The 22,921-nt window shown below is 64.7% G+C and carries 24 protein-coding genes and 1 riboswitch; of the genes, 11 read left to right on the top strand and 13 right to left on the bottom strand.

Translation table 11 applies throughout. The annotated features are described in order from the left end of the window. A partial coding sequence (locus DQP58_RS11155; RefSeq protein WP_112708457.1) for an alpha/beta hydrolase occupies nucleotides 1-1,144 on the top strand: 1,144 nt, incomplete at its 5' end. Here the strand turns inward: DQP58_RS11155 and DQP58_RS11150 are convergent. After that, complete coding sequence (locus DQP58_RS11150) at nucleotides 1,058-3,205, bottom strand: putative bifunctional diguanylate cyclase/phosphodiesterase (RefSeq protein WP_240629743.1); 2,148 nt, start codon at nucleotides 3,203-3,205, stop codon at nucleotides 1,058-1,060. The genes DQP58_RS11155 and DQP58_RS11150 overlap by 87 nt on opposite strands. A gap of 470 nt (nucleotides 3,206-3,675) precedes the next feature. Here DQP58_RS11150 and DQP58_RS11145 point away from each other — a divergent pair, with 470 nt between their 5' ends. Next, a complete protein-coding gene (locus DQP58_RS11145; RefSeq protein WP_133259359.1) occupies nucleotides 3,676-3,957 on the top strand; it encodes a hypothetical protein in 282 nt (93 codons plus the stop codon). 128 nt (nucleotides 3,958-4,085) lie between these two features. On the opposite strand, the gene DQP58_RS11140 is transcribed toward DQP58_RS11145, so the two are convergent. From DQP58_RS11140 to DQP58_RS11130, 3 genes are all read right to left on the bottom strand, one after another. After that, nucleotides 4,086-4,754, bottom strand: a complete 669-nt coding sequence (locus tag DQP58_RS11140) for a pyridoxine/pyridoxamine 5'-phosphate oxidase (protein WP_112708448.1) — start codon at nucleotides 4,752-4,754, stop codon at nucleotides 4,086-4,088. A 25-nt stretch (nucleotides 4,755-4,779) separates the two neighbouring features. Further along, nucleotides 4,780-4,859, bottom strand: a riboswitch (ZMP/ZTP riboswitch). A gap of 76 nt (nucleotides 4,860-4,935) precedes the next feature. Then, nucleotides 4,936-5,430: a pyridoxamine 5'-phosphate oxidase family protein gene (locus DQP58_RS11135; RefSeq protein ID WP_112708447.1), complete on the bottom strand. Its 495-nt coding sequence runs from the start codon at nucleotides 5,428-5,430 to the stop codon at nucleotides 4,936-4,938. Between the two features lie 89 nt (nucleotides 5,431-5,519). After that, nucleotides 5,520-6,125: an LGFP repeat-containing protein gene (locus tag DQP58_RS11130; protein ID WP_112708446.1), complete on the bottom strand. Its 606-nt coding sequence runs from the start codon at nucleotides 6,123-6,125 to the stop codon at nucleotides 5,520-5,522. A gap of 341 nt (nucleotides 6,126-6,466) precedes the next feature. Between DQP58_RS11130 and DQP58_RS11125 the strand changes: the two genes are divergently transcribed. Beyond that, nucleotides 6,467-6,922, top strand: a complete 456-nt coding sequence (locus tag DQP58_RS11125; RefSeq protein ID WP_066876844.1) for an MPT63 family protein — start codon at nucleotides 6,467-6,469, stop codon at nucleotides 6,920-6,922. Between the two features lie 48 nt (nucleotides 6,923-6,970). Here the strand turns inward: DQP58_RS11125 and DQP58_RS11120 are convergent, their stop codons facing one another. Next, nucleotides 6,971-7,576 carry a CGNR zinc finger domain-containing protein gene (locus DQP58_RS11120; RefSeq protein ID WP_112708445.1) on the bottom strand — a complete coding sequence of 202 codons (606 nt, stop codon included), beginning with the start codon at nucleotides 7,574-7,576 and terminating at the stop codon, nucleotides 6,971-6,973. A gap of 86 nt (nucleotides 7,577-7,662) precedes the next feature. Here DQP58_RS11120 and DQP58_RS11115 point away from each other — a divergent pair, with 86 nt between their 5' ends. After that, nucleotides 7,663-8,646 (top strand): DMT family transporter, encoded by a 984-nt coding sequence (locus DQP58_RS11115; protein WP_240629741.1) that lies wholly within the window; start codon nucleotides 7,663-7,665, stop codon nucleotides 8,644-8,646. On the opposite strand, the gene DQP58_RS11110 is transcribed toward DQP58_RS11115, so the two are convergent. Then, nucleotides 8,548-9,333 (bottom strand): 2-keto-4-pentenoate hydratase, encoded by a 786-nt coding sequence (locus DQP58_RS11110; protein WP_112708443.1) that lies wholly within the window; start codon nucleotides 9,331-9,333, stop codon nucleotides 8,548-8,550. The genes DQP58_RS11115 and DQP58_RS11110 overlap by 99 nt on opposite strands. Before the next feature lie 88 nt (nucleotides 9,334-9,421). Next, complete coding sequence (locus tag DQP58_RS11105; protein ID WP_112708442.1) at nucleotides 9,422-10,003, bottom strand: dihydrofolate reductase family protein; 582 nt, start codon at nucleotides 10,001-10,003, stop codon at nucleotides 9,422-9,424. Nucleotides 10,004-10,130: 127 nt separating this feature from the next. Between DQP58_RS11105 and DQP58_RS11100 the strand changes: the two genes are divergently transcribed. Then, the gene (locus tag DQP58_RS11100; RefSeq protein ID WP_112708441.1) at nucleotides 10,131-10,841 is read left to right on the top strand and encodes a cutinase family protein; all 711 of its coding nucleotides are present in this window, start codon (nucleotides 10,131-10,133) and stop codon (nucleotides 10,839-10,841) included. A gap of 463 nt (nucleotides 10,842-11,304) precedes the next feature. Here DQP58_RS11100 and DQP58_RS11095 read toward each other — a convergent pair whose 3' ends face one another. The 4 genes from DQP58_RS11095 to DQP58_RS11080 form a co-directional block, all read right to left on the bottom strand. After that, nucleotides 11,305-12,405, bottom strand: a complete 1,101-nt coding sequence (locus DQP58_RS11095) for a methyltransferase (protein ID WP_165827842.1) — start codon at nucleotides 12,403-12,405, stop codon at nucleotides 11,305-11,307. A gap of 79 nt (nucleotides 12,406-12,484) precedes the next feature. Further along, nucleotides 12,485-13,708 carry a DUF6545 domain-containing protein gene (locus DQP58_RS11090; protein WP_112708439.1) on the bottom strand — a complete coding sequence of 408 codons (1,224 nt, stop codon included), beginning with the start codon at nucleotides 13,706-13,708 and terminating at the stop codon, nucleotides 12,485-12,487. Then, nucleotides 13,705-14,175: a hypothetical protein gene (locus tag DQP58_RS11085; protein WP_240629740.1), complete on the bottom strand. Its 471-nt coding sequence runs from the start codon at nucleotides 14,173-14,175 to the stop codon at nucleotides 13,705-13,707. The genes DQP58_RS11090 and DQP58_RS11085 overlap by 4 nt, the downstream gene beginning before the upstream one ends. A 7-nt stretch (nucleotides 14,176-14,182) precedes the next feature. Continuing rightward, nucleotides 14,183-14,665, bottom strand: a complete 483-nt coding sequence (locus DQP58_RS11080) for a helix-turn-helix domain-containing protein (RefSeq protein WP_112708437.1) — start codon at nucleotides 14,663-14,665, stop codon at nucleotides 14,183-14,185. Between the two features lie 118 nt (nucleotides 14,666-14,783). On the opposite strand from DQP58_RS11080, the gene DQP58_RS27125 reads away from it, so the two are divergent. Next, nucleotides 14,784-15,233, top strand: coding sequence for a hypothetical protein (locus tag DQP58_RS27125; protein WP_240629738.1), 450 nt, complete (start codon nucleotides 14,784-14,786; stop codon nucleotides 15,231-15,233). On the opposite strand, the gene DQP58_RS11070 is transcribed toward DQP58_RS27125, so the two are convergent. After that, a complete protein-coding gene (locus DQP58_RS11070; protein WP_112708436.1) occupies nucleotides 15,221-15,478 on the bottom strand; it encodes a hypothetical protein in 258 nt (85 codons plus the stop codon). The genes DQP58_RS27125 and DQP58_RS11070 overlap by 13 nt on opposite strands. A 206-nt stretch (nucleotides 15,479-15,684) precedes the next feature. On the opposite strand from DQP58_RS11070, the gene DQP58_RS11065 reads away from it, so the two are divergent. The 5 genes from DQP58_RS11065 (at nucleotide 15,685) to DQP58_RS11045 (ending at nucleotide 22,597) form a co-directional block, all read left to right on the top strand. Then, complete coding sequence (locus tag DQP58_RS11065; RefSeq protein WP_112708435.1) at nucleotides 15,685-17,187, top strand: DUF3375 domain-containing protein; 1,503 nt, start codon at nucleotides 15,685-15,687, stop codon at nucleotides 17,185-17,187. Further along, entirely contained in the window at nucleotides 17,184-17,906 is a 723-nt protein-coding gene (locus DQP58_RS11060) for a DUF4194 domain-containing protein (RefSeq protein WP_112708434.1), read from the top strand. Before DQP58_RS11065 ends, DQP58_RS11060 begins: the two co-directional genes overlap by 4 nt. Beyond that, a complete protein-coding gene (locus DQP58_RS11055) occupies nucleotides 17,899-21,261 on the top strand; it encodes an ATP-binding protein (RefSeq protein ID WP_112708433.1) in 3,363 nt (1,120 codons plus the stop codon). Before DQP58_RS11060 ends, DQP58_RS11055 begins: the two co-directional genes overlap by 8 nt. 96 nt (nucleotides 21,262-21,357) lie before the next feature. Next, on the top strand, nucleotides 21,358-21,762 hold the full coding sequence (locus tag DQP58_RS11050) for a hypothetical protein (protein ID WP_112708432.1): 405 nt from the start codon (nucleotides 21,358-21,360) through the stop codon (nucleotides 21,760-21,762). A gap of 124 nt (nucleotides 21,763-21,886) precedes the next feature. Next, nucleotides 21,887-22,597 (top strand): SDR family NAD(P)-dependent oxidoreductase, encoded by a 711-nt coding sequence (locus DQP58_RS11045; RefSeq protein ID WP_112708431.1) that lies wholly within the window; start codon nucleotides 21,887-21,889, stop codon nucleotides 22,595-22,597. 15 nt (nucleotides 22,598-22,612) lie between these two features. On the opposite strand, the gene DQP58_RS11040 is transcribed toward DQP58_RS11045, so the two are convergent. Beyond that, on the bottom strand, nucleotides 22,613-22,921 hold the full coding sequence (locus DQP58_RS11040) for a hypothetical protein (protein WP_112631423.1): 309 nt from the start codon (nucleotides 22,919-22,921) through the stop codon (nucleotides 22,613-22,615).

The raw sequence follows: 22,921 nt of genomic DNA, 5'->3' as shown, positions 1-22,921 counted from the left end.
GGCCACGTTGGCGGGCGCGGCCGTCGCGGTCGCGGTCGCCAGCTGGCGCCGCGCCGGGTGGTGGCGGCGCAATGTTTGCGTGTTCGCGGCAGCGTTCTGCCTGTTGAGCGCGGGCCTGACCATCAACGCGTGGCTGGGATATTTTCCGACCGTCTCCGCCGCCTGGGGTCAGCTGACCAATGGACCGCTGCCGGACCAGACCGACGTGCAGGCGGCCTACGCCGCCAGGTCCAAAGGCGTTGCGCCCCAACAGGGCGCGGTGGTGCCCGTGGACACCGGTTCGACCGCGTCGGGCTTTCGGCATCGCGGCGAGTGGGTGTATCTGCCGCCGGCCTGGTTCACCGGAGCGCCGCAGCGCCTGCCGGCGGTCTTGATGATCGGAGGCGAGTTCAACACATCGGCCGACTGGATTCGCGCCGGCGACGCCGTCGCCACCCTGGACGCGTTCGCGGCGGCCCACGGCGGTAACGCGCCGCTCGCCGTCTTCGCCGACGCCACCGGCGGCTTCACCGTCGACACCGAGTGCGTCAACGGGTCGCGCGGCAACGCCGCCGATCACCTGCTCGACGACGTGATCCCGCGGACGGCCGAGCAGTTCGGTCTGGCGGCGCGAGCGAAATGGGGCGTCGTCGGCTTCTCCTCCGGAGGTACCTGCGCGGTGGACCTGGCCGTTATGCACCCCGACAGGTTCAGCGCATTTGTCGACATCGGCGGCGACATCGCCCCCAACGCGGGCACCCGGGCACAGACCATCGACCGGCTTTTCGGCGGCGACGCCGCGGCGTGGGCACGCTTCGATCCCAGCACGGTGATCACCCGCCACGGGCCTTACTCCAATCTGGCCGGACTGTTCGCGGTTCCCGGCTCCGTCGGACACGCCGCCGCCGAATCGCTGTGCCAATTGGGCACCGCCAACGGCATCGACTGCGCGGTGGTCGGTCTGCCCGGCAGACACGACTGGCCCTCGGCCGCATCGGCGTTCGCGACGACGCTGCCTTGGCTCGCCGGTCGGCTCGAGACGCCCGGCGTTCCCCCAGCCCGCGAAACGGCCGCAGTGTCACGCCCGATGACCGGTTGCCCGCGTGCTTGTGCTGGCGGCAGTCGCGACGGCGATATCGGTCAGCTCGGATGCTGCCCCGGATAAGTACCCTTGCGCCAGTTCGCATCCCGCCCGAAAAACCGTTTCGGCCTGCTCGGCGGTTTCGATGCCCTCGGCGATGACGTCGAGGCCCAGTGCCTCACACAGCTTGATTACCGACCGGTAGAGCGTCAAGTTTCGCCCCGGTTCGACCCCCGCTGCGAGCCCACGGTCGAGTTTGACGATCTGCACGGGCAACTCGTGTAGATAGGTCAGCGAGTTGTAGCCCGAGCCGAAGTCGTCCAATGCCATTCTGATGCCTAGTTGGGTCAATCGTCGGATGGCGGCCGCTCCGTCGGCGAGATCGACGATGGGGACCGTCTCCGTGATCTCGAGGACCAGCCGGCGCGGTGATAACCGGTGCCGTTCTAACGTGCGGGTGATCACTTCTTCGAATTCAACGCTGCCCAGTCGCGCCGCACCGATGTTGATGTGGAGGTCCAGATCGAGGCCTGCAGCCTGGATCTCCGCGCATGCCAGATCGAGCACCATGGCGTCGAGTTGTGCGCCCATGCCATTCGCTTCGGCCAGCGCCACAAATGTCTGGGGAGGAATCTGTATCCCGTTGGGTGTCGTCCACCGGGCAAGCGCCTCCACCGCGACCGGCACGTCTTTGGGTAGAGAAACCACCGGCTGGTACTTCAGCCGAAACCCCTCCGGAACGCGCCCATTCGCGTGCCGCAGTGCCGTCGGAAAATCCTCCGAAGCAATGAACGACGGGTGGTAAACCACGGCGGTGTCCTTGCCCAGCCGCTTCCCGGTGTACATCGAGATATCGGCTTGCCTGAGCAGATCATCGGAAGTCGGCGGAACACCGTCACGACCTTGATTAACCAGGCCCATGCTGGCGCGCATCCGCACGGAAGTCCCGTGCACCGAGAACGGACGCCGCAGCGCCACGCGTAACTTGTCGGCGAACCTTTCCGGCGCCTCGTCACCACTTGCAATCAGGATGGCGAACTCGTCTCCTCCGATGCGAGCCAGCGTGTCACCGGGCTCGAGGCACTGCGCTAGGCGGTCGCTGATCGCGCGTAGCAACTCGTCGCCGGCGGCGTGTCCGAATTGGTCGTTGACGTCTTTGAAGTCGTCGATGTCGATGAAGATCAACACGAACGGACCCTTACGTATCGCCTCGTCCAGCCGCTGTGCCAGCAACAGTCGATTCGGTAGGCCGGTCAACGCGTCGTGGTGCGCTTGATGGGCCAGCCGTCGCTTGGCGTCGACGAGCTGTCCGGTCAATTTCCGCTGCACAGCCATGGCCACCACATAGCGGGTGGCGACCAACAGTGCCATCCCTAAATACGTGCTCACGAAGATCGGGTCGACGCTGCGGCCGATGAGCACGTGGAAGGTAAGCAGAGCGGTGCTGCCCATAAATCCCACGTAGGGCAGGGTCAACTGCGCCCAGTTGGTCGGCTGTTCCGTCTCGTCGTGGTGGCGTCGGGGCCGCCGCGGTGGCAGTTGGAGCTGGCTCCACGTGATCAATAGCGGAGCGATGACGAAGCCGGTGCCGACCCAGAGGTCCAACGAAGTCACCCCGACGCTCCGAAGGTAGGCCAGCAGCCTGTCAGACGAGGTCAGGGTGATCACCGCGGCGGCAAGCAACATATAGTTCGCCCGGCCAGGTCGGTACGGCGGGTACCACATCGCAACGAGAACTGCGCTGACCACCACAATGAGTTCGACAGCGGCGATGCCGAAGACGACGGCGGAATTGGTCGACCGTGGCAGAGCGGCGCCGTCCATGGCGCCCAAGCGGGCGACGTAGACCAAATGGAAAAACGCCAGCGCCGCCACTAAGCCATCGAGGACGGTGGTGATGACCCCCGGCCATACTCGCACCGATGCCCGGGCGTCATAAGCGTGGCCCGCACGCACGAGAAAGATCAGCGCCGCCGCGAACAGCAGGCCGGCGACGAAGTAGCCCACTGCGGCTGGTTCCGGTGCGGTTACCAAGCGATCGTCGGCGCGACCCAAGCGGGAAAGAAATTCGGCGGTGAGGAAGGTAGCGATCGCCGCGAGGAGCGAGGCCCGCCACCACCGCCACGGGCCGGTCACCCGGCGCACGACCACGAGGCCAACGACTAACGAGCAAACACAGAGCGTTGCTTCGAGGACGAACTGCACGCGTTGCGTCGCCGCCACTCCCCATAGTCCAAGCGCGTTGATCGCTGCCGCGGCGGCGACTGCGGCAGATAGTCCGCAACTTAGGCGGCGCCTCCCAAACGACAACCCGCCCCCTTGAGCCCGCGGTGTTGAGCTCATCCTGGCAGAATGGTCCGATTGACTGGACCGTTTTAGCTACTCTCGTTGCCTCTGCCGCACTTCGATCTCCTCGAACGTCTCGCGGCCGCGGCGCACCGTCTCGATACCAGATATTTGACTTCCGGCGCACGAGAGGGAACGCGCCGAAAGGGCCTCTCCCCACGCGTGTGCCGATTGGGGCCTACGCCGTCGGCAAAAATACGGCGTCATCGAATGTGGCGAGGTGCCCGCGAAGCCCGCTATATGTGGCGCTACGGCATAGCATTCCCACCATGAGCGACGAAAGCGATGAGCTAGCAGCGGTCCTGCAGTACCTGGAAGAAGACGAGAAAACGGCCCGTGAAAACGGACAAAACGATCTGGCAGACCAGATTGCCACCCAACGCCGCAAGCTCCTCGAAGCACCCCCCGCTGATCTGGTTCAGCTGTTTAGCGACATTGCTGACGCGCTAGAAACCAGCCTTGAGGCAGCGGGGACCGATGACGTCCTCACCGGCGACACCATCACCTACCTCCGCAGAACCGCCAAGGACATCCACCGCCACGACCGATGACGCGAGCGTTGCACAGCTTGGGCTGGGTGGTCGGGCGGCAAATGTCTTTACCTGAAACCGCTCCTACTCGTTCAGCGCGTCCCACGCCAGCGGGCTCAAGCAACGGCGTGTGAACCATGCAGTTGCCGCTACGGCCACAACTGGCCGCGATCCCAACGCTCCCCGTTGCGTTCATAGCGCAGTCGCTGGTGGCGTCGGTCAGGTGCGCCCTGCCAAAACTCGACGTAGTCGGGTCGCACAGCGTATGAGATCCATTCGGGTGGGGCAAGTTTGGGGTTATCGCTCAGTTCGCGGTGAGCCTTGGCGATGTGCGCTTCCAGCTCGGCTCCATCGGTCAGCGGTTGACTTTGCCTCATCGTCAACGCGATCGCGCGCGACTCCAGTGGACGGGCCAAGAAGTCTTGCGCGCTGGCTTGAGCTCCGTCATTGACGACCACGCCGCCAATCCGCACTTGTCGAACCAAAGCAGACCAGTAGAAGGTCAACGCCGCAACGGGATTGGCGGACAGGTCACGGCCTTTTTGGCTGACCGAATTGACCGCGAAGTGCCAGCCCCGTTCATCGACGGCTTTAATGATCAGCACCCGAGCCTGTGGTAAGCCTCGAGCGTCAACCGTCGACAGTGTCATCGCATGCGGTTCGGGAAGGGCGGCCTCGACGGCATCCTGCAGCCACCTGATGAATAACGAAACAGGTTCTGCTGGAACGTCGTCGGTGTCGAAACCGGGGGCATGGCCGGTCAAGACGGGCAGGCTACGCAGGAACGCGCGACCACCGTCGTCATCAGACCATCGCATGGGCACAGCAGACTCCTCGAAGATCGAGGAGCACCCAGGCGGTCGATGCGTCCGAATCTTTGGCTTCCCAGTGGTGTTCCACCCGCGCCAGTCGCCAATTGAAACAGACTGTACCCGACCACTCCGCCGAGACCATCGCCTCAAAGGGCCGATCGCGGCCGCCAACCACAAAGCCCCGCGATCAGGACCGCTCCCTCTCGACCAGCTCCTTGAGGAACCCAGGCACCCGACCGGCGCCGAAATCGTAGAAGCGTACCCATGTGGGTGTGATGGCAATTCTCGCCATCCGGTCGTATGTCTGGCGCACCTCATGTTCGAACTTCCTGGCCTGATCTTCGTCCATCGTCTTGCGGGCAGCGGCGAGGTACTCCGGCACTACACCGTCGATGATTTTCACGCTGGCGCGGCCGCGGATCGATAGGGCGCGCGCTGTCTCAGCCGTGTCTCCGGAGTCGATGGACATAGCGACCTCCGGGGCTTTCAACAGGGCGGCGACCTTCGGAGACGTGGGGGCGGTGGCGATGACGAATTCTGCACCGGTCCAGAAGTATCCGACCGGAATGACCCGCGGCGTCCCGTCCTTACCGGCGTAAGCCAAGTGAGCCGCGGACGTCGACGCGAGCAATTTCTGCGCCCCCGTCACACTCAGTTCGGCGTCTATCTCCTGCCTGATCACAGTGATGCCCCTGTTCGTTGCTCGGGTCTGTCTACCTTTGTCGACTCGAGTGACACAACGGAGTCATCGGCATTGGGTGACTATTCGGGCTACAGCCCGGACGGCACGACCTTGCCGTTCACCGTCACGTCAACCTGGTCGGTCTTCTGGTTGTATGCGATGCGGCCGTGCTCGAAACTCGACACGAGCAGATCGCCGTCGGCGTTTGCGTCGCTGATCGGCAGCCCCAACGGACCTGCCGAACCGTTGGTGCCAGTGATCGCAGGCGTGCCGTCCGGGCCGCGCGGGATATTCCACGCCTCCCGGATCTTGCCCAGGGTGATATATGCGGGGGTGCCGGCCGCGTCGTTCTTGGCGGTGATCACCCCGCCCTGGAACTGCTGGAATACCACACCGCTGTCGCGCTTTCCGGCATTGCGGTCACCCGTTAACGGCTTGCCGAGAGCCTTCTTCTGATCCTCGGTTGCCGACGAGTACTTGGCAGCGATAGGCCCGGTCAGAGTCACCTGGACGTCGCGCTCCCCGATGAGCTTCACCTCGGTGGGCTGCGCTGGGGTCGTAGACGTGGAAGGGGCGTTCGCCCCGACCTGAGGCGGCGCCGATGCGTCGACGCTCTTGCCATCGGTGCAGCCAGTGATCAGCGCGGCCACAGTGAGGCAGACGGCTGCGGTGTGGCGGTTTGCGATCGTTCTCATAACTTCCTCTCGCGTCGTCCTGTGCGGTCTCCGTTGGCTCCGAACGAACTTACGCCGCGGATCACAGTCGGCGAGCCTGAGCACTCGTAAGGCTCCGCCGTGCTCGAGGTGACATGGCCTCGATCTTCGGCCGTGGGGATATGCATGAGTCGAATATGCGGCGTTAGCGCCAAAACTCGCGACGTTAAGTCATGCAAGTCCATTGTTGCCCCGCCCCTTCGGCGGTGAAAAAGCCGACAAGAATGGTCCGGCAGACGCCAGGTTTGAAATTTCGAGCTTTGGATAGACGTCAATCCAGTTGCCGCTCCTGGATAACCGGCACCTCACGAAGGGAGCCCGACGTGGCGTTCTCACACATTGCATCGAAAACAACCGCGGCGGCCGCCGCAATGGCGGCGGCCGGACTCCTCGCGGCGACGCCGGCATGGGCCGACCCACAAGTGCTGCAGTTCGGCCAGATGGCGGAAATTTCAAGCATGGGCGGCACCATCGACTACACCGTGAGCAACCTGCAGCCCAGCGGCCACAACGACGGCATCTGGTACTCCGACGTGACCGCCAAAGGCGTAAGCGGTAACGCGACTCCGAACATCGCCGACTTCAACGCGCGGGCCGTGAACAGCTCCACGTTCGCGGTGATGAAGGGTAACCAGACCGACGGCCTTCCCGAGGGACCACTCCCGCTGGGCAGCCCGGTCACTGGGCGCATTTACTTCGACGTTCGCAACGGAACGAACCCCGACAGCGTCGTGTACCGGGATGCCGGCGGCACGGACAAGGTTGTCTGGAAGGGCTAGCAATTCGCTTCGCGCACACGCGCATACGCACGGATTGAATATGCAGCACTAGTCCGAATCGTGCCGGCTGCGCTCGTAAAACCGTCGGACGCGCGCGCGATTACCGCAATCAGCCGTGCTGCACCAGCGGCGGTTCTGCCGATGGCTGCTGTCGAGGAAAAGCCATCCGCACTCCGGGTCGCCACAGTGCTTGACGCGTGAGCGGGGCACGGTGGTCAGCAGCGTCACGGATTCGATGGCCAGCCGGTGTAGTGGCGTTTGCGCCGTCAGCGCCGTGTCATACCACGAGACTTCATCCTCGTCGAGAGTGAGCCGCCTGCCGCGCAGCGCGGATCGGTAAGCATCGGCGACCCTATCGGCGTCGCGAGCCGTCCCGCGTCCCGTCCAGATGCAATGGAGCGCCTCTCTGAGCTGTCGCGTCTGACGCAGCGTTTTCGCGCCGGCGTCGCTGTCCGAAACCACGCGCTCGGCGAGGCCGCGAGCCTCGGCGGCCGACACCACACCGGCATGCTCCGTCCAGCTGACGAGGTCGAGATAGTCAACTAAGTAATCCTTAAGGCGCTGCGGGTCTCCGCGCCATGCCACCGTGTTCACCAAGTCGACCGCGGGGTGGCCCCCGCGTAGGTCGAGTTCGGAAGCCCCGGATCGCGCCACGGCTTTCAGTCTAATGCCCTTAACTTGATTTAGGCATTAGGACATCGGGTACCTGTTTCAGCATGAGATGGAGACGCACGGACGCAATGAGTCAGTTTGGGTTGGTCTTCGGCGCACTGTGCCTGTCGGCCTCGGCGATACTGCTGAAGTTGGCATCGACCACGCCGGCTACCGCGACAGCCGCACGTTGTCTGCTGGCGCTGCCTGTGGTGGTCGCCCTCGCGATCCCGGAATGGCAACGCGGAGAAGGCTTGTCGCGTCGCGGTGTGCTGTCAGCGGTGTGCTGTGGTGCGTTGTTCGCCGCCGACATGCTGCTGTGGACGCAGGCCATACCAGAAGTGGGAGCAGGGCTTTCCACGGTCCTGGTTAATACTCAGGTCGCCATCGTTCCGTTCTTGACCTGGCTGGTCGACCGGGAACGGATTTCGCGGCGATTCTTGCTTGCGCTGCCGGTGCTGCTGGCCGGCGTCATGCTCGCCGGCGGGTTGCTCGAGCACGGATTCTCCGGCGCCGACCACGCACGCGGAACGTTGCACGCGGTCGGCGCCGCGGTCTGCTATTCGGGGTTCCTGTTCTTGCTGCGACGCGGCGGGCAATCCGGCCGACCCATGCAGACCTATGCCATCGTGTTGGCGACGTCGGCGGTGGTGGCGGCGGCGGTCGGACCTTGGTGGCACGGCTTTGACTTGTGGCCGGGCTGGCGCGCCATAGGATGGCTGACCCTGGTCGCCATCACCGGGCAGTTGCTCGGTTGGCTGCTGGTGGCCGTGTTGTCGGCCCGCCTCCCGAGCACCGTCAGCTCCGCGCTGCTGTTGCTGATGCCGGTGGGCGCGGTCGCGCTCGGCGCTGGCGCGCTGCGCGAACGCCCTTCACCGCTGCAGCTCGCCGGTTGTGCACTCGTGCTGATCGCCGGCTACCTGGGCAGCGTAAAGCGCCCGGCGCCAGCACGCGGCGAATCTTGCGGCCCTTCCCTATTCGAACGACAAACGGACCGATCCGAGACCCGCGAAGTCGGCGACGAACTCGTCGCCGGGGCGCGCGTCGATCGCCCGCGTGCACGATCCCGGTAAGACGATGTCGCCGCGTCGCAGTCGCACGCCGAAACTCTCGACCTTGCGCGCCAACCACGCCACCGCCGTGACGGGATTGCCCAGCACGGCGTCGCCGCGGCCCTCAGCGACCACCTTGCCGTTGCGTGTCAGCACCGCGTCGATGGCCTTGGCATCGAGCTCGGCTGGCGGCACCCGCGCCTCCCCCAGCACAAAACCCGCCGAGGAGGCGTTGTCGGCGATCGTGTCGCAGAGGGCGATCTTCCAGTCGGTGATCCGCGTGTCGATCAACTCGATGGAAGGAACCAGCGCCTCGGTCGCCGCCAGGACGTCGTCCTCGGTGCAGCCGGCCCCGGGTAGGTCCGCCGACAGGATGAACCCCACCTCCACCTCGACTCGCGGGTAGAGGTAGCGCGCCGCCTTGACCGGGATGTCCTCGAACAGCTGCATCTCGTCGAGCAAATGACCGTAGTCGGGCTCGTCCACCGCCATCATCCGCTGCATCGCCAACGACGACAGGCCCACCTTGTGGCCCACCACCCGCGCACCGTCGGCCACCCGCTGGCGGATGTTGATCAGCTGGATTTCATAGGCGTCGACCACGTCGATGTCGGGGTGGGCGGCGATCAAGGGAGCGATGGGCTCGCGACAGCGCTGGGCGTGTGCGAGGTCGGCGGCCAACTCGTCCCGGATCGCCACGCTGAGCATCTGACGAACTCCCCTCATCCGTCCGACCGCGTCGCTCTCGCATGAGCGAGCGGCACAGCCGTAAACACGGTGCTCGGCCGTCAGAGGTTCATGAATGCAGGGTGGGCCGGTAAATGAGCTCTTGGATATTGCGGTCCAGTGTCCGGGTTTCGATCAGTTCAAGGTCGAAGTCCGCCGCACCCCGGAAGATCGGGGCATCACCGGTCTTTCCGGTGATCACCGGAAAGAGCGTCACCTGGACGCGGTCGACCAGGCCGGCGGCCATCAGCGCTCGGTTCATCGACAGGCTGCCGTGGGACCGCAACGGCACTGCTGACTCGTCCTTGAGTCGGGCGACGATCTCGACGGCGTCGCCGCGCGCGAGCGTCGCATCAGGCCAGTCGAGAGGTCCCTCCAGGGTCGTCGACACCACCGTCGCCGGCAGCTGCCTCAATCGGGTTACCCACGGGTCGCGCACGTCGGAATCCTCGGTGCTCTCGGCCAGCATTTGCGCGAATAGCCGATATGTGTTGGCGCCGACGACCATTCGCTGCGTCTCGCCATACAAGGTAAAACGGTGCTCAAGCAATTCTGGGCCTTGCTTGCCCCAGTAGCCACCCCAGTCTCCGGCGCTGACGCCGCCGAACCCGTCAAGGCTAGAAAAGACGTCGAACGTATAGGTAGCGGTCATTGATGCTCTCCTTGACTGCGGTTGGGGGCGCCTCGGGAGTACAGACCGGAAGCGACGGCGAAAGTAATCGCCGTCGAAGCCGAATAACCGCCGGTTTCGGCGCAATGGCGGCTGGGCATTCGCAGACATGAGCTTGTTACGTTCCATTGCTTTTCTCGCGGCTGCGGTGGTAACCGCATGGGCGGGAATTCTCTGTGCACCCGTCCCACCGTCGTCGGCCGACCCATGTCCGAATGTCGAAGTGGTGTTCGCCCGCGGCACCGGCGAGCCACCGGGGGTCGGCGGGATCGGCCAGGCGTTCGTCGATGCGCTCGGATCACGGACGGGCGGCAAGTCGGTGGCGGTTTATCCAGTGAATTACGAGGCGAGCAGCGACTTCAACGGCGGCATCGCTTTCGCCAGAACCGTCGTGGACGGAATCAGGGACGCCGGCACTCATGTCGAATCCACGGCGTCGAACTGCCCTAACACCAGGGTGGTGCTCGGTGGGTACTCCCAAGGCGCCGCGGTGGCCGGCTTCGTGACTTCGGCTGCCGTGCCCAAGGAAGTGCCGCAGGAATTCGTGTCCTACGTCCCGCAACCCTTGCCGCGGGCGGTGGCTGATCACGTGGCCGCCGTGGTCCTGTTCGGCACGCCGTCCACTGAATTCTTGCGCGGCGCCGGCGCGCCGCCGATTACGATCGGTCCCCTTTACGCGGGCAAGACCATTCAGCTGTGCGCCCCCGACGACAATATCTGCAATGGCGCACCTCCGGGACCGCCCGGTCTGGCTCACACTCTGTATGCGGCGAATGGCATGGTTGACCAAGGCGCGGATTTCGCTGCAAATCACCTTTAGCCGGCTGGCTGACCCCGGCCGTCGATCGGCGGTTCGAGAGACGCCCAGTGCGTTTTCGTGAGTTCTCATATCGGCGCGCAATCATGTACTGTCGTACGCAAGGGTAATTAGTCGCGCGTTGAACAGCGAGGTCTCAAATTCTCAGATCCTCGGGTTGTCGGGGCCTCGGACGCCGGATCCAATGCAGGCATCCAGTTTGACGAGACGGGCTGACAACCGACGTATCCACAGCATTTCGGAGAGGCGGGGGATTCACCGATGGCACGCCATGACCCAGATTACGAGCTTTACGAGCCACGTCGATCCCCCACCCTCTACACGTGCAAGGGTTGCGGCACGATCGTGCACAACATAAGAATTCATGACGCTTGGCATCGTGGGATAGACGAGCGCCGCCGGCAGGCTATCGACGGTGACCTCACGGACGACCATTAGGGCCCGTTGGTGATGCAAAGTAGCGCCCCTACGGGGCGATGCCCTCGACCAGCATGGTTGGTCCGAAGTGGCGGACTCGTCCGGGTCTGAGCCCGGCGTCGCGCATCAAGGCGTGCACTTGCTGCGGCGACCGTTCCCGACCGCCTTCGCAGGAAACCAGCATCAGCACGTCGAGCATCGCCGACACAGTGTTCAGCTGGCCTGATTCGTGGTGCATATCGATGGTGACCACCTTCGCGCCGGGCGGCATGGTGGCGTGCACCCGCTTGAGAATTTCGCAGCAGGCATCATCGTCCCAGTCGTGCAGGATCCACTTCATCGTGTAGACGTCAGCGCGAACGTCGAGCTGACCGAACAGGTCGCCGGTGCGGCGCTCTATCCGGTCGGCCAACCCTCGCTCGCGTAGAAACCCGTCTGCCTGCTCGATGATCTCGGGCGAATCGAGCAGGATGCCGCGAGCGTTAGGCCGACGTTCGAGGATGGCCGCGAGCATGTGCCCGACTCCCCCGGCCACGTCGCAGATGACTCCATGCGTTGGCCATGGATAGGTCCGCACGATGCCGGCGAGGTCGAACTGGGTGAGCTGGCGCATGGCGTCTGCGAACATGCTCCGCCTGTCGGGGTGCTCGTCCAGGTATTCCCATAACGACGAGCCGAAAGCCCTTCGGTATCCCGAGGTTTCGGCGCCTTCGCGGAGCTGGGCGTCGAGGTGCGCATATGCGGCTGCCGTGTCGGGGTGCGCGTAGTAGGCGACCCAGGAGGCGATCGATCTGGGGTGGTCGCGACGTAGCGGTGCCCCGAGCTTCGTCATGCGTGCACGGCCCCGGCGATCCAGTTTCATCAACCGGGACCCGGTCGCGGCGTTGACGATTCTGACCGTCACGTCAGGGTCTAATCCGAGTATGTATGCCAGTTCGACTGGATCCTGCGCGTCCTCGCCGAGGGCATCGGCTAATCCTGAAGAGACAAGCACGCCCGCGATTTTCAGCTTCTGCAACCCGAAGGTGATGTCGGAGAACAGCGCGAACTCCCCCGGCACCGCGACGTCCGCGAGATCCAACACACGGCGTCGAGCATCGAATACGCCGCGCGCCACCGAACGCGGTAATGGCAAGGTGGGCAGGCGCATCGACATCACCTATCGCCGATCGCCGAAATCCGGCGCAGCCGAAAGCGGGGATGCCGGATCGGTCGTTGGGCAGGCGCGATCATAGTGTCGGGCTCGCTTTCTCGTCGGCCGCAGTTTGGATGATGTCCTCGGTGGCGGCATGGGCGGCAGGCCACCATTTCGCCAGCATCGCGAGTTCGGCAGCTTCCTGTTGCAGCGTCGCCGCTCCCGACGCGCCGATCAGCGCTGCGTCCACGTCGGGCAGCTCCGGCGTCACTCCGGCCGCTTTGGCTCTGGCCGCGTAAGCCAGGCGCAGGGCCGCGACGGCCGCATCGCGGTCGCGCGTCGGCACCAGGCGGGGCTTGGTCAGAAAGCGCATCAGCTCATGGTTTGGTATCTCACGGACATATGGGCGCAGTCCCAAGATTGCGTCCCGGATCTCGACGACAGTGTGATGTAGCTGCAGCTGTGATTTTTGGCGCCGAGGCTCCTCGTGGTCAAGGGCGAAGACACACTCTGGGACGACGGTTCGCAGAGCCCGGCGCAGCGGTTGCAGCGTGCGCCAGCTGTGGCTGATGGGATCCAGGCCGAGTGAGCGACGCAGCTTGGTGGCAAGAGGGACAGCCGCGGTCGCGAACACGCCAAATATCATGAAGAAAAGGCCGAACGCGTGGTACTGCTGCCTGAAGTCGGCGGTGTGAGTCCAGCCAAACTGGTCGGACATTTGTAGGGCGGCCTCCTGTACCACATTCCCGATGCCGGCCAGGCCCATTGACAGAGTGCTGATCGCGATCAAGCGCTCCCGCAGCCTGCTGGCGATACGGAACTCGTGTACGGAAAGCAGAATCATGCGGGTCGCCAGGACCGTCAGCAACGCCGACACACAAGTCAAGCCCGTCACGCTCTCCCAGCCGACTGTGAACTCGAGGGGTTTTTCTGCGATTCGGGCGGGAGTGCCGAAGATGAGGACTCCGGAAGCCAGTAACACCCCCGCCAGGCGGTAATACCTGTGCTTGCGGCGGGCTTCGGCTTCTGACATCCCCGACCACAGCAGGATGAATCCCATGAATTCGGCGTAGCTGTAACTCATTAGAGCGGTACTCAGTTGCCAGGTGCCCGGTCTCGTCATGAAAGCTGCACCGACGAGCATGTTTTGGACCAGCCGCTCGCGCAACAATTGCGTCAGCAACAGGAGCACCAACGTGTTGTTGAAGTATTTCTCGTAGAGGTTGGTGTTGCACCATCGGAAGCGCCCGAGCAGCACGAGCGTCATGAACGCGATCACGGGCCAGGCGATGATGCCTGGCACGGCGGACGAGCTCACTGGCGGAAGAACACGCTGCTCATCATCGACTTCGGCGCCCTGCCCTCGGCGGCCGCGAGCATCACTATCGACGCGAACATCTCAGCGTCGCGTTCTCGGTCGTCGTCGAAAGCGGTGCGGCCCAGGATCTGCCCGACGCGGGGGTCGAAACCGGCCAGAGCGGTCGCAAAGATCATTTTGTGCTGGCTACCATCACTCCCGCTCGCGACCCCGCGGTCATGTTCCAACACCATGTGCCCGATTTCGTGGCACACGATCTGATCGATGTGGTACTCCGAAGTGCCTGCTTCGTGGATGATGATGTCGTCGTTGTCCCGTTTCATCCACAGCCCACAGGCGCTTATCGCGAGTTTGTCTACCGTCGGGACCACGCGAATCGGCCGACCACGCAAACGGGCGACGCCATCGATAAAAGTGGTGCGATCCCAAGGGACCGGGACGGGCAGGGTTCGCACCAGCGCGAGCATGTCAGCCTTAGACGTCATCTAGACCCGACCATTCTCCTGGCGCCATGGGCGGCAGGTCTTGCAGTTTGCGAATTTCATCGACCATCGCGGCCAAACTGCTTATGGCTTGCGGAGTCAGGCCGGACGTGCGCATGGCCAAATCTCGCACGCCGCTGTCGCGCAATGCCTGCATCAAAGTCAGCTGTGCCTCGATTCTCGGATCAGTGTCGCGATCAATCAAATAGGACGCAGGCACACCGAAAAAGTCCGCGATTGCGCGCAGATGTTGCACCGTCGGGTTGGTCTTGATGCCGTTTCGGAGCTGCCAGAGATAGGCCGGACTGATTGACACGCCAGTCTTGCTGGTGATAGCCGCCGCAGTGGCGGCGTTCGATAGCGGAGGCGTGCCGGCCTGCCGCATCACCTCGAACAGCTGGTTCAACTTGACCGAGAGATCCGAGCCGTCGTCAGCAACACGTTTCACACCGTTTGGCACATTGCCGCGATCCATTTACTCTCGTTTCATCGCAACGTTGTCCGCATATACTGACGTTATCAGCTGCCCGGCCTGCTAACCACCGACTTTTCGAACAACCCCAATTACACGCGCCGGTCATTAGGCTTTGAAAATGCGTTCGTACCGATATGCCTTCGCGGCAGTCATCAGCCTTTTATTCGCAGGCGTTGCCGCGACGGCGTGCACCAAAAGCACCACCGGGCACGCGGTGCATCCCCCTGGCGGTGCCGGCAACACCTCACAGATCGCGACGTCGACACCGCCGGCGCCGACCTCAGCTGCGGTCACCGGCCCGCCGGTCGGTACTGCGGTGATGAAGGTCAGCGGCGGGAGCGCACCGGTGACGATCCGTTACCGGATCAACGGCGGCCCGGAGCAGACCGAGACCAATGTGCCCCTGCCGTGGGAAAAGCAGTACTCCGTCTACAACGAAGTGGAGTCGCAGGTCTCCGCCGACGGCGGAGACGCGCCGCTCACCTGCACGATCGTCATGGACGGCGACAAGCTCGTGTCCCTCAAGAGCGAACCGCGCCCCACCTGCAACTTCGCCTACTGGGGCTGATCGGCAACGCAATCTGGACCGCGCCCGGGAGGCTCCCCGTCAGCGGACCGCTCGTAGATCATTTCGGGCGGGGGCGGTACCGGGGGCAGCGCGCCGCGGTATACGTCGAGATATGGTGCGGCATAAGGGTTTTGCCATGGCCGCACGCCAGCGCGTCGCCTGCGCACATACGTCACGACCAGGATGCCACAGGTCACGATGAGAAAGGCCAGCAACAGGGCTTTCGCGACCACTACCGCAGTCATGACGCGGATCTTAGCCCTGTTCTCGGCAACAGGCCGACGCCATATCTGTAGCCATACCATCCATACGTTCCGGCTTTCGGCGGTGACCACTGAGGCTTGAGCGATGCCTGAGACCACTGTGACCGACCCGCCCAAACCATCCCCCGACACCCCGCCGGCCGAACGCCGATTGTCGCCTCCGTGCCATATCTTGGAGCGTCCGAGACATGACTGATCGAGACGGAGGGCGCGTGCTGGACGACGACACAACGCTGTCGCCTGCCGACCTGCTCGAGTCCAACCGCGGCCTTCAGGGCTCGCCAACCGTCCGCCTGCTGGCCGCGTTGAACCTCAACCTCTATGCAACCCTGATGGAACGCCAGCTCAGCGGCGGTGTGGTCCCCGAGACCGACCTGGTCATTCGCCTCGAGCGCGACCTGGCCGAACTCGACCAGTCGGGAGAGCAGTCCGGCCTGGCCCTGATCAAGTCGTGGGCCAGCCAGGGCTGGCTACACCGGGTAGCCGACCAGCGCTCCGGCCTCGAACGCAACCTGTGCTATCTGACCCAGGAGGCACGCCGCGCGCTCGACTTCCTGCGCGGCATGCGCCGGCAGGACACCATCGCCACCGGCGGCTCGATCAACGGCATCGCCTCGCGGCTCAAGCAGATCGCGTTGCGGATTGGCAACGACCCCGCCCACATCCGCGCCGGCATCGAAGCCGAAATCGCCGCGCTGCAAGCCGAACTCGATGCCCTGGATCAAGGCGCCACTTCGGCTGAGGCCAGTCAAGACGTCGACCTCACCGACGCCTACGACGAAGCCCACGCCATCGCCCTGCAGATGGAACGCCTGATCACCGACATCGGCCAGTACGGGACGATGATCGAACGGGCCACCGCAGCCCTTGACGAGCCGATCGACAGCAACGTCGAATACCGCGATCGTCAGCGCCGCATGTACGCCGACTACGAGGCCGCGTGGGACTCGCAGGGCCGCGACTCGCACCGTGCCTTCCTGCGGATGATCAACGACCCGGATCAACGTGCCGAGTTCGAAGCCGACGTCGCCGCGGTCGCCCAAGCCCTGCCGGCCCTCGATCCCGCCCTACGCAAGGTGATGGCCGGCTTTTTCGAACTCGTCGGTCACCAGATCGATGAAGTGGAACGCATCCAACAGCGGTGCGCGCAGCGGGTCAAACGGTTCACCGCATTCGGCACCCTCGAGCAGAGCCGCGGCGTGGCCCGTCAGCTCAACGAGGCCATCGGCGCCGCGCGCAACCTGCTGAAGGCGTCGCTGACCGATTCCCGCCTGGACATCGAACTTCCGCTGGCCCGTCACGCGTTCAGTTCGGTTGGGGCGCTGAGCTTCCGGATCGGTGACCTGTCGAATCCGAAGCCGGCTCAGGCGGCCGAGGGCGAGGTCGACCTGACCAGCTTCGCCGCACTCACCACGCAGGTCGACGCGCCCGCGATGTCCGAGATGATCAACACCGCGATCAGCTCCGGGGCCAAGCTGTCGCTGCCGGATGCGGTCGCGATGCTGGATTCGGCCTATTTGGGCCACGTCATCGTGTTGTGGTCGTGGGCGCTCAAACAACCGGAATCCGAACAGGTTTCCGAATCGGCCACGGTCCGCTTTCAGTCCCTGGACGGGCGCGACCGCGAGATGGAGGTGCCGTCCTTGATGTTCACCGAGCCGGTGTCCAGTCTGCTGGGAGCCACTGCGTGACCGTCGAAGAAACCGTCGACTACAGCGGATTCTCCGCACTCCCCCAGGTCGACCAGACCGCGCGCATCCCGCACCAGCGCCGGCCCCGGTTCGACGGCGACGTCTCCGAGCTGCCCGACCGGGCCTGCTGGGCGCTACAACAGCTGCTGACCCGCCGCTACATCAGCGCCGAGGCCGACCGCGACATCTACACGTGGGTGCAGGAATACCGCGCCCAACTGTCCGTCAGACTCTCGGAACTGGATCTGTTGCTGCGCGTCGTCGAGGGCGCCTCCGAGACCGACGGGGTCGCGTTCGTCGAGCAGGCTCGCTACGAATCTGCCCGCGGCGTAAAGCTTTTGCGCCGTGAGCCGCTGGGCACCTACGATTCCATCTTGGCGCTGCACCTGGCGCAGATGATGCGCGCCTCCGGTGATCAGGCCGTCGTGATCAGCCGCGAGGAAATGCATGGGCTGTTCTCCGGGGTCCTCAACGATGTCGACCGCGACGCCGTCACCTTCGCCGCGCGCATCGACGGCGCCATCGCCCGGCTGGCGTCGCTGGAGATCCTGCGCAAGACGCGCGACGACGAGGACAGCTACACGGTCAGCCCGGTCATCAACGCCGTCATGACGGCCTCGGTGATCGCCGAGCTGCAGCAGCAGTTCGAGATCCTCCTGGGCGGCGGCATGCCAAAGGAACGGGGGCAAGGCGACGAGGAGGAACCCGAGGATGACTGAACAGTTCCACCTAGCGCGCCTGCAGGTCATCAACTGGGGTGTGTTCGACGGGTATCACTCCATCCGATTCAGTGAAGGCGGCGCGCTGATAGCCGGCGCCTCTGGCAGCGGCAAATCCTCACTCCTGGATGCCATTTCGCTCGGCTTCCTGCCCTTCAACCGCCGCAACTTCAACGCCTCCGGCGACAACACCGCCGCCGGGTCGAGCGCCGGCCGGCGCACCGTCGACAAATACGTCCGCGGCGCCTGGGGTCAGCGCAGCGACGCCGGCAGCAGCAAGGTGATGTATCTGCGCGGCGACGGCACCGCCTGGTCGGCGGTTGCCGTCACCTACCGCAGCAACACCGGACGCACTGTCACCGGCCTGGTGCTCAAATGGCTCACCGGTGAATCGCGATCGGACTCCTCGAGCCGGTTCGTGCTGGCCGACGGCGACCGCGACATCGAGAACGTCTGCAACCGCTGGGCCGCGGGACGCTTCGACGCGGCGGTGTTCAAAGACGATTGGCGGTTCTCCACCAAGGTGGAGTCGCAATACCTCGCCCAGTTGTATGCCACCATCGGCATCCGGGCGTCCGACGCCGCGCAGCAGCTGCTCGGAAAGGCCAAATCGCTGAAAAGTGTTGGTGGGCTTGAGCAATTCGTCCGCGAGTTCATGCTCGACGAGCCGGCCAGCCTGACCCGGCTGCCCGAGGCGCTCAAGCAGATCGACCCGCTGGTGGACGCCCGTGAACTGCTGGCCGTCGCGCAACGCAAACGCAAGATCCTGGGCGACATCGAGAAGATCCAGCAGCGCTACGCCTCGGAGTCCTCCGACCTGGGCATCATCGATCTCGTCGACCAACCGATGGTCCGCGCCTACACCGATCACGTCCGACTGGCGCAGTGCCCCGCGCAGATCGAATCGCTCGACGCCACCATCGATCAGCTCGGCAACGAATATGAGGACGTCACCCGCCAGCTCAATCTGGCTAAGGCCGAAGGTGATTCGCTCAACGCGCAGATCAGCGGATCCAGCACCAGCCTGGGTCCGCTGCAGTCGCAGGTGGCCGCCGCCGAAGCGCACGCCGAGCAGGTGTCGCGGCGGCGCACCGCCTATGAAACCATGCTCAGCGCGCACGGCCTCGACATCCCGGACACCGCCGACGAATTCTGGAATCTGCGTGAGGAACTCAGCACCCGCGCCACCGAGCTACTGGCAAAACTGGATCGGGGCCGGGAGGCCTCGACCGATGCCGAGTACGCCCAGAAGCTAGCCCGCATCGCCCGCGACGACGCGGCCAAGGAACTCAAACGCGTCGAGCGTGTCGGCTCGGCGCTGCCGGAGTTCGCACTGACCATTCGCGAGCGCATCTGCGGCGCGGTAGGTATCCACCCCGGTGAACTGCCCTATATCGCCGAGCTGATGGATCTGCGGCCCGAGCACAGTCGGTGGCGCGTCGCCGTCGAGAAGGTGCTGCGCGGCGTCGGTCTGCGGCTGCTCGTGCCCGACAGCCACTACGCAGCGGTGCTGCGGTTCGTCAACGAAACCAACATGGGTGGTCGGCTGCAGCTGCAGCACGTCCGCACCAGGTTCATCGGCGCGCAGATCACCGAGGCCGAGCCGAACACGTTGGCCGGCAAGCTGTTCGTCGTCGACCCCACCCATGACTGCGCCGCCGAGGCCGCCGACGTCATCGCCGCCGCCGGCGATCACGTCTGCGTCGACACCCCCGACGTGTTCCCCCGCTTTCGGCGCGCCGTCACCGACACGGGCCTGTACAAGGACTCCGAACGCCTCGCCATCAAGGACGACCGGCGACCGCTCAAACAGGCTGACTACATCTACCAGGGCGACGTCGCCGCCAAGGTCGATGCGCTGACCGTGGATCTGGCCAACGCCGAAGATGCGTATCGGTGCGCCCGCAGCGTCGCCGACGACATCGCCGCCGAGCGCCAGCAGTGGCGCGACCGGGCCGCGGCGTTCAAGGCGATCTGCGATCAGTACGAGCAGTGGACCCATATCGACACCGAGACCGCCGACGGGCACGCCGACCGGCTGCGCGAGCAGTTCGAGCTGCTGCTGGCCGACAACCCCGATATCGAGGCGCTCACCGCGCGGGCCGAGGAGTGCTGGGAGCAGATTCAAACCCTGATGACCCGTCGCGGCGCGATCCAGACCCGCCGCGACGACCTCGACGGTCGCCGCACCCAGTTGCTCGAGCTCTCCGACCGGCTCGCTCCGGCTTTCGTCTCCGAGCCGCTGATTGATCTGTTGGACCGCTACGCCGCCGACGTGCCCGTCGCGCTGGACATGCTCAACCCCGAACCGCACCGCGACGCGCTGTTCACCGCCATCCGGCGCGAACGCGAGCAACTGCGCGAAAGCCGCAGGCGCTCATACGATGAGCTCGCGCGCATCCTCAACACGTTCGACACCGCGTTCCCCGACGCGATCCCCAACGACAGCGACGTCTTCGACGAGCGCGTGCACGATTACGTCGCGCTGTGCCGTCACATCGACGAGCGGGAACTGCCCGAGGCCTACGAGCGAATGATGCGGCTGGTGACCGAGCAGGCACCCGACGCCATCCTGACCCTGCACCGGGTCGCCGAACAGGAGGCTCGGCGGATCGGCGAGCAGATCGAACGCGTGAACACCGGGCTGGGTGCGGTGGAGTTCAACCGGGGCACCCGGCTCACCCTGCGCGCCACCGGGCGCAGCCTGACCGCGGTCGCCGAGCTCACCGAGATCGTCCGGGCCATCTCGCGGCGCATCGCCGAGGTGGGCCTCGGCGACAAGCAGGCCATCCTGGACCAGTACGCCGACATCCTGCGCCTGCGTAATCGATTGGCTTCGACGGCCCCAGAAGACAAGGCGTGGACCCGCGATGCCCTGGACGTCCGCAACCGCTTCACCTTCGACTGCGCCGAGTGGGATGTCAGTAGCGATGAGCTGATCCGCACGCACAGCAACGCCGGTGACAACTCCGGGGGTGAGCAGGAGAAGCTGATGGCGTTCTGTTTGGCCGGGGCGTTGAGCTTCAACCTGGCGAATCCTGAAAGTGCCGACAACAAGCCGGTTTTCGCTCAGCTCATGCTCGATGAGGCGTTTTCCAAGTCCGACCCACAATTCGCTCAGCAGGCATTGCAGGCCTTCCGCAAGTTCGGTTTCCAGCTCGTCATCGTGGCAACCGTGCAGAATGCCACGACCATCCAGCCGTACATCGACAGCGTGGTGATGGTGTCCAAGCACGAAGCCACCGGCCGCAACTCGCGCCCGGTGGCGACCGTGACCACCAAGACCATTACGGACTTCACCGCGTTGCGGCATGAGATGCGGACGTCGTCGGCACTGGTCGCCGCCGGGGTCTAACGCGCTGACCCTTTTTGGGATCGGTAGCCACGCGAAAGCGCAAAAATTTCGCGAGTTTCGGCGTCGAATTTCCGATACCAGCGAAAGGGCACTGCTGTGATCATCAACCGAATCGCGAAGAAAGTCGTTGGCGCGGCGCTGTTGTCGGGCGGTGTCGCGGTGGCCGGAGTCGGGCTCGCCCTCGGCACCGCGCAGGCCCAGCCGGGGCCGGTGCCGCAGACGCATGGGTTGGCACCCGAAGACGGGCCGGTGCCGCCGGGTGCGAGCGGGCCGTATATCTGTTGCCCCGAAGATGAAAAGACCGGGCTTCACCCGCAGACCGGGCGCGGTTGCCCAGGGACGCAAGTCAACTGGGACGCCAGTCAGTGCCACACCTGGTACGGCGTCGTCTGGGGACATGGAAACGCCGCCCCCGGGATCTGGGAGGGTGGTCCCCCGCCGCCGGAGGCGACGCGCAAGCCGTGGTGCGGATTTCCGTTCATGTGTTCGGGAACGCCGTGATGTACCGGTGGCGGCCCATCCGCCGACCGAGCCCTGACACAGGCGCATAGCGACCGCTCAGTTTCTGCCCAGCGCGGGATCTACATCTTCGACAGCTTCGAAATTCGTTGATTAAGGAGGATGTGTGACCATCGCTGGGAAGACCGTTCTGGTGACCGGCGCGAATCGAGGCATCGGCAAGGCCCTGGTCGAGGAGGCGCTGCGTAGAGACGCCAAACACGTATACGCCGGCGCACGCCAACCGGCGCCCGATCCGGATCCGCGGGTCACCGCCTTGAGCCTGGATGTGACCGACGCCGCGCAGATCGACCAGGCCGCGCAACAACTCGAATCTCTCGACATTCTCGTGAACAACGCCGGCGTGGCACTCTACGACGACCTGAGTGATCGCGCGGTGCTTCAACAACACCTCGCCGTCAATCTCTTCGGCACCTCCGACCTCACTCAGGCCCTGCTGCCATTGCTGCTTCGATCTCGGGGCGCCATCGTGAACAATCTCTCGGTGAACGCGCTCGCGCCACTGCCACTGATTCCGGCCTATTCGATTTCCAAGGCGGCCGCATTCAACTTCACTCAGTCTCTGCGAGTTCTTCTCGCAGGACAGGGTGTAAGCGTTCACGCGGTCCTGACCGGCCCGGTGGACACCGACATGACCCGGGGCCTCGACATACCCAAGGCGTCAGCAGACTCCGTGGCCCATGCCATCCTCGACGGGGTGGAGCAAGGGGTCGAAGAGATCTTCCCCGATCCGATGTCGCAGTCGGTCTCGCCGAGCTGGTATGGCGGTGCGGCCAAGGCACTGGAACGTCAGTACGCCGCTCTACTGAATCGCTGAATCCGCACCGGGGTGCTAGCCGGCCGGCGGCCGGCATTCGTTGGTGCCCGGATCCCACCACCAGCCGTTGTCGCATGCGAGCGGTTGCGGCCCGACACCCAAGGGGCGGCACACGTTGGCTGTCGGGTCCCACCACTGGCCCGGGTCGCACGCCAAGGGTTGCGGCCCGACCCCGAGCGGCCGGCAGACCTTGCCGGTCGGGTCCCACCACTCGCCGTCGGCGCAGTCGGCCTTGCTCACCGCCGGCGTCAACACCGTCACGGCTGCCATCGACGCGAACGCCAGCATGACGATGACGACAGCTTGGCGAATGAATGTCCTCAT

This window comes from Mycobacterium colombiense (assembly GCF_003284975.1).
Lineage (GTDB): Bacteria > Actinomycetota > Actinomycetes > Mycobacteriales > Mycobacteriaceae > Mycobacterium > Mycobacterium europaeum_A.
This window is presented reverse-complemented; position numbering and strand designations above follow the sequence as displayed.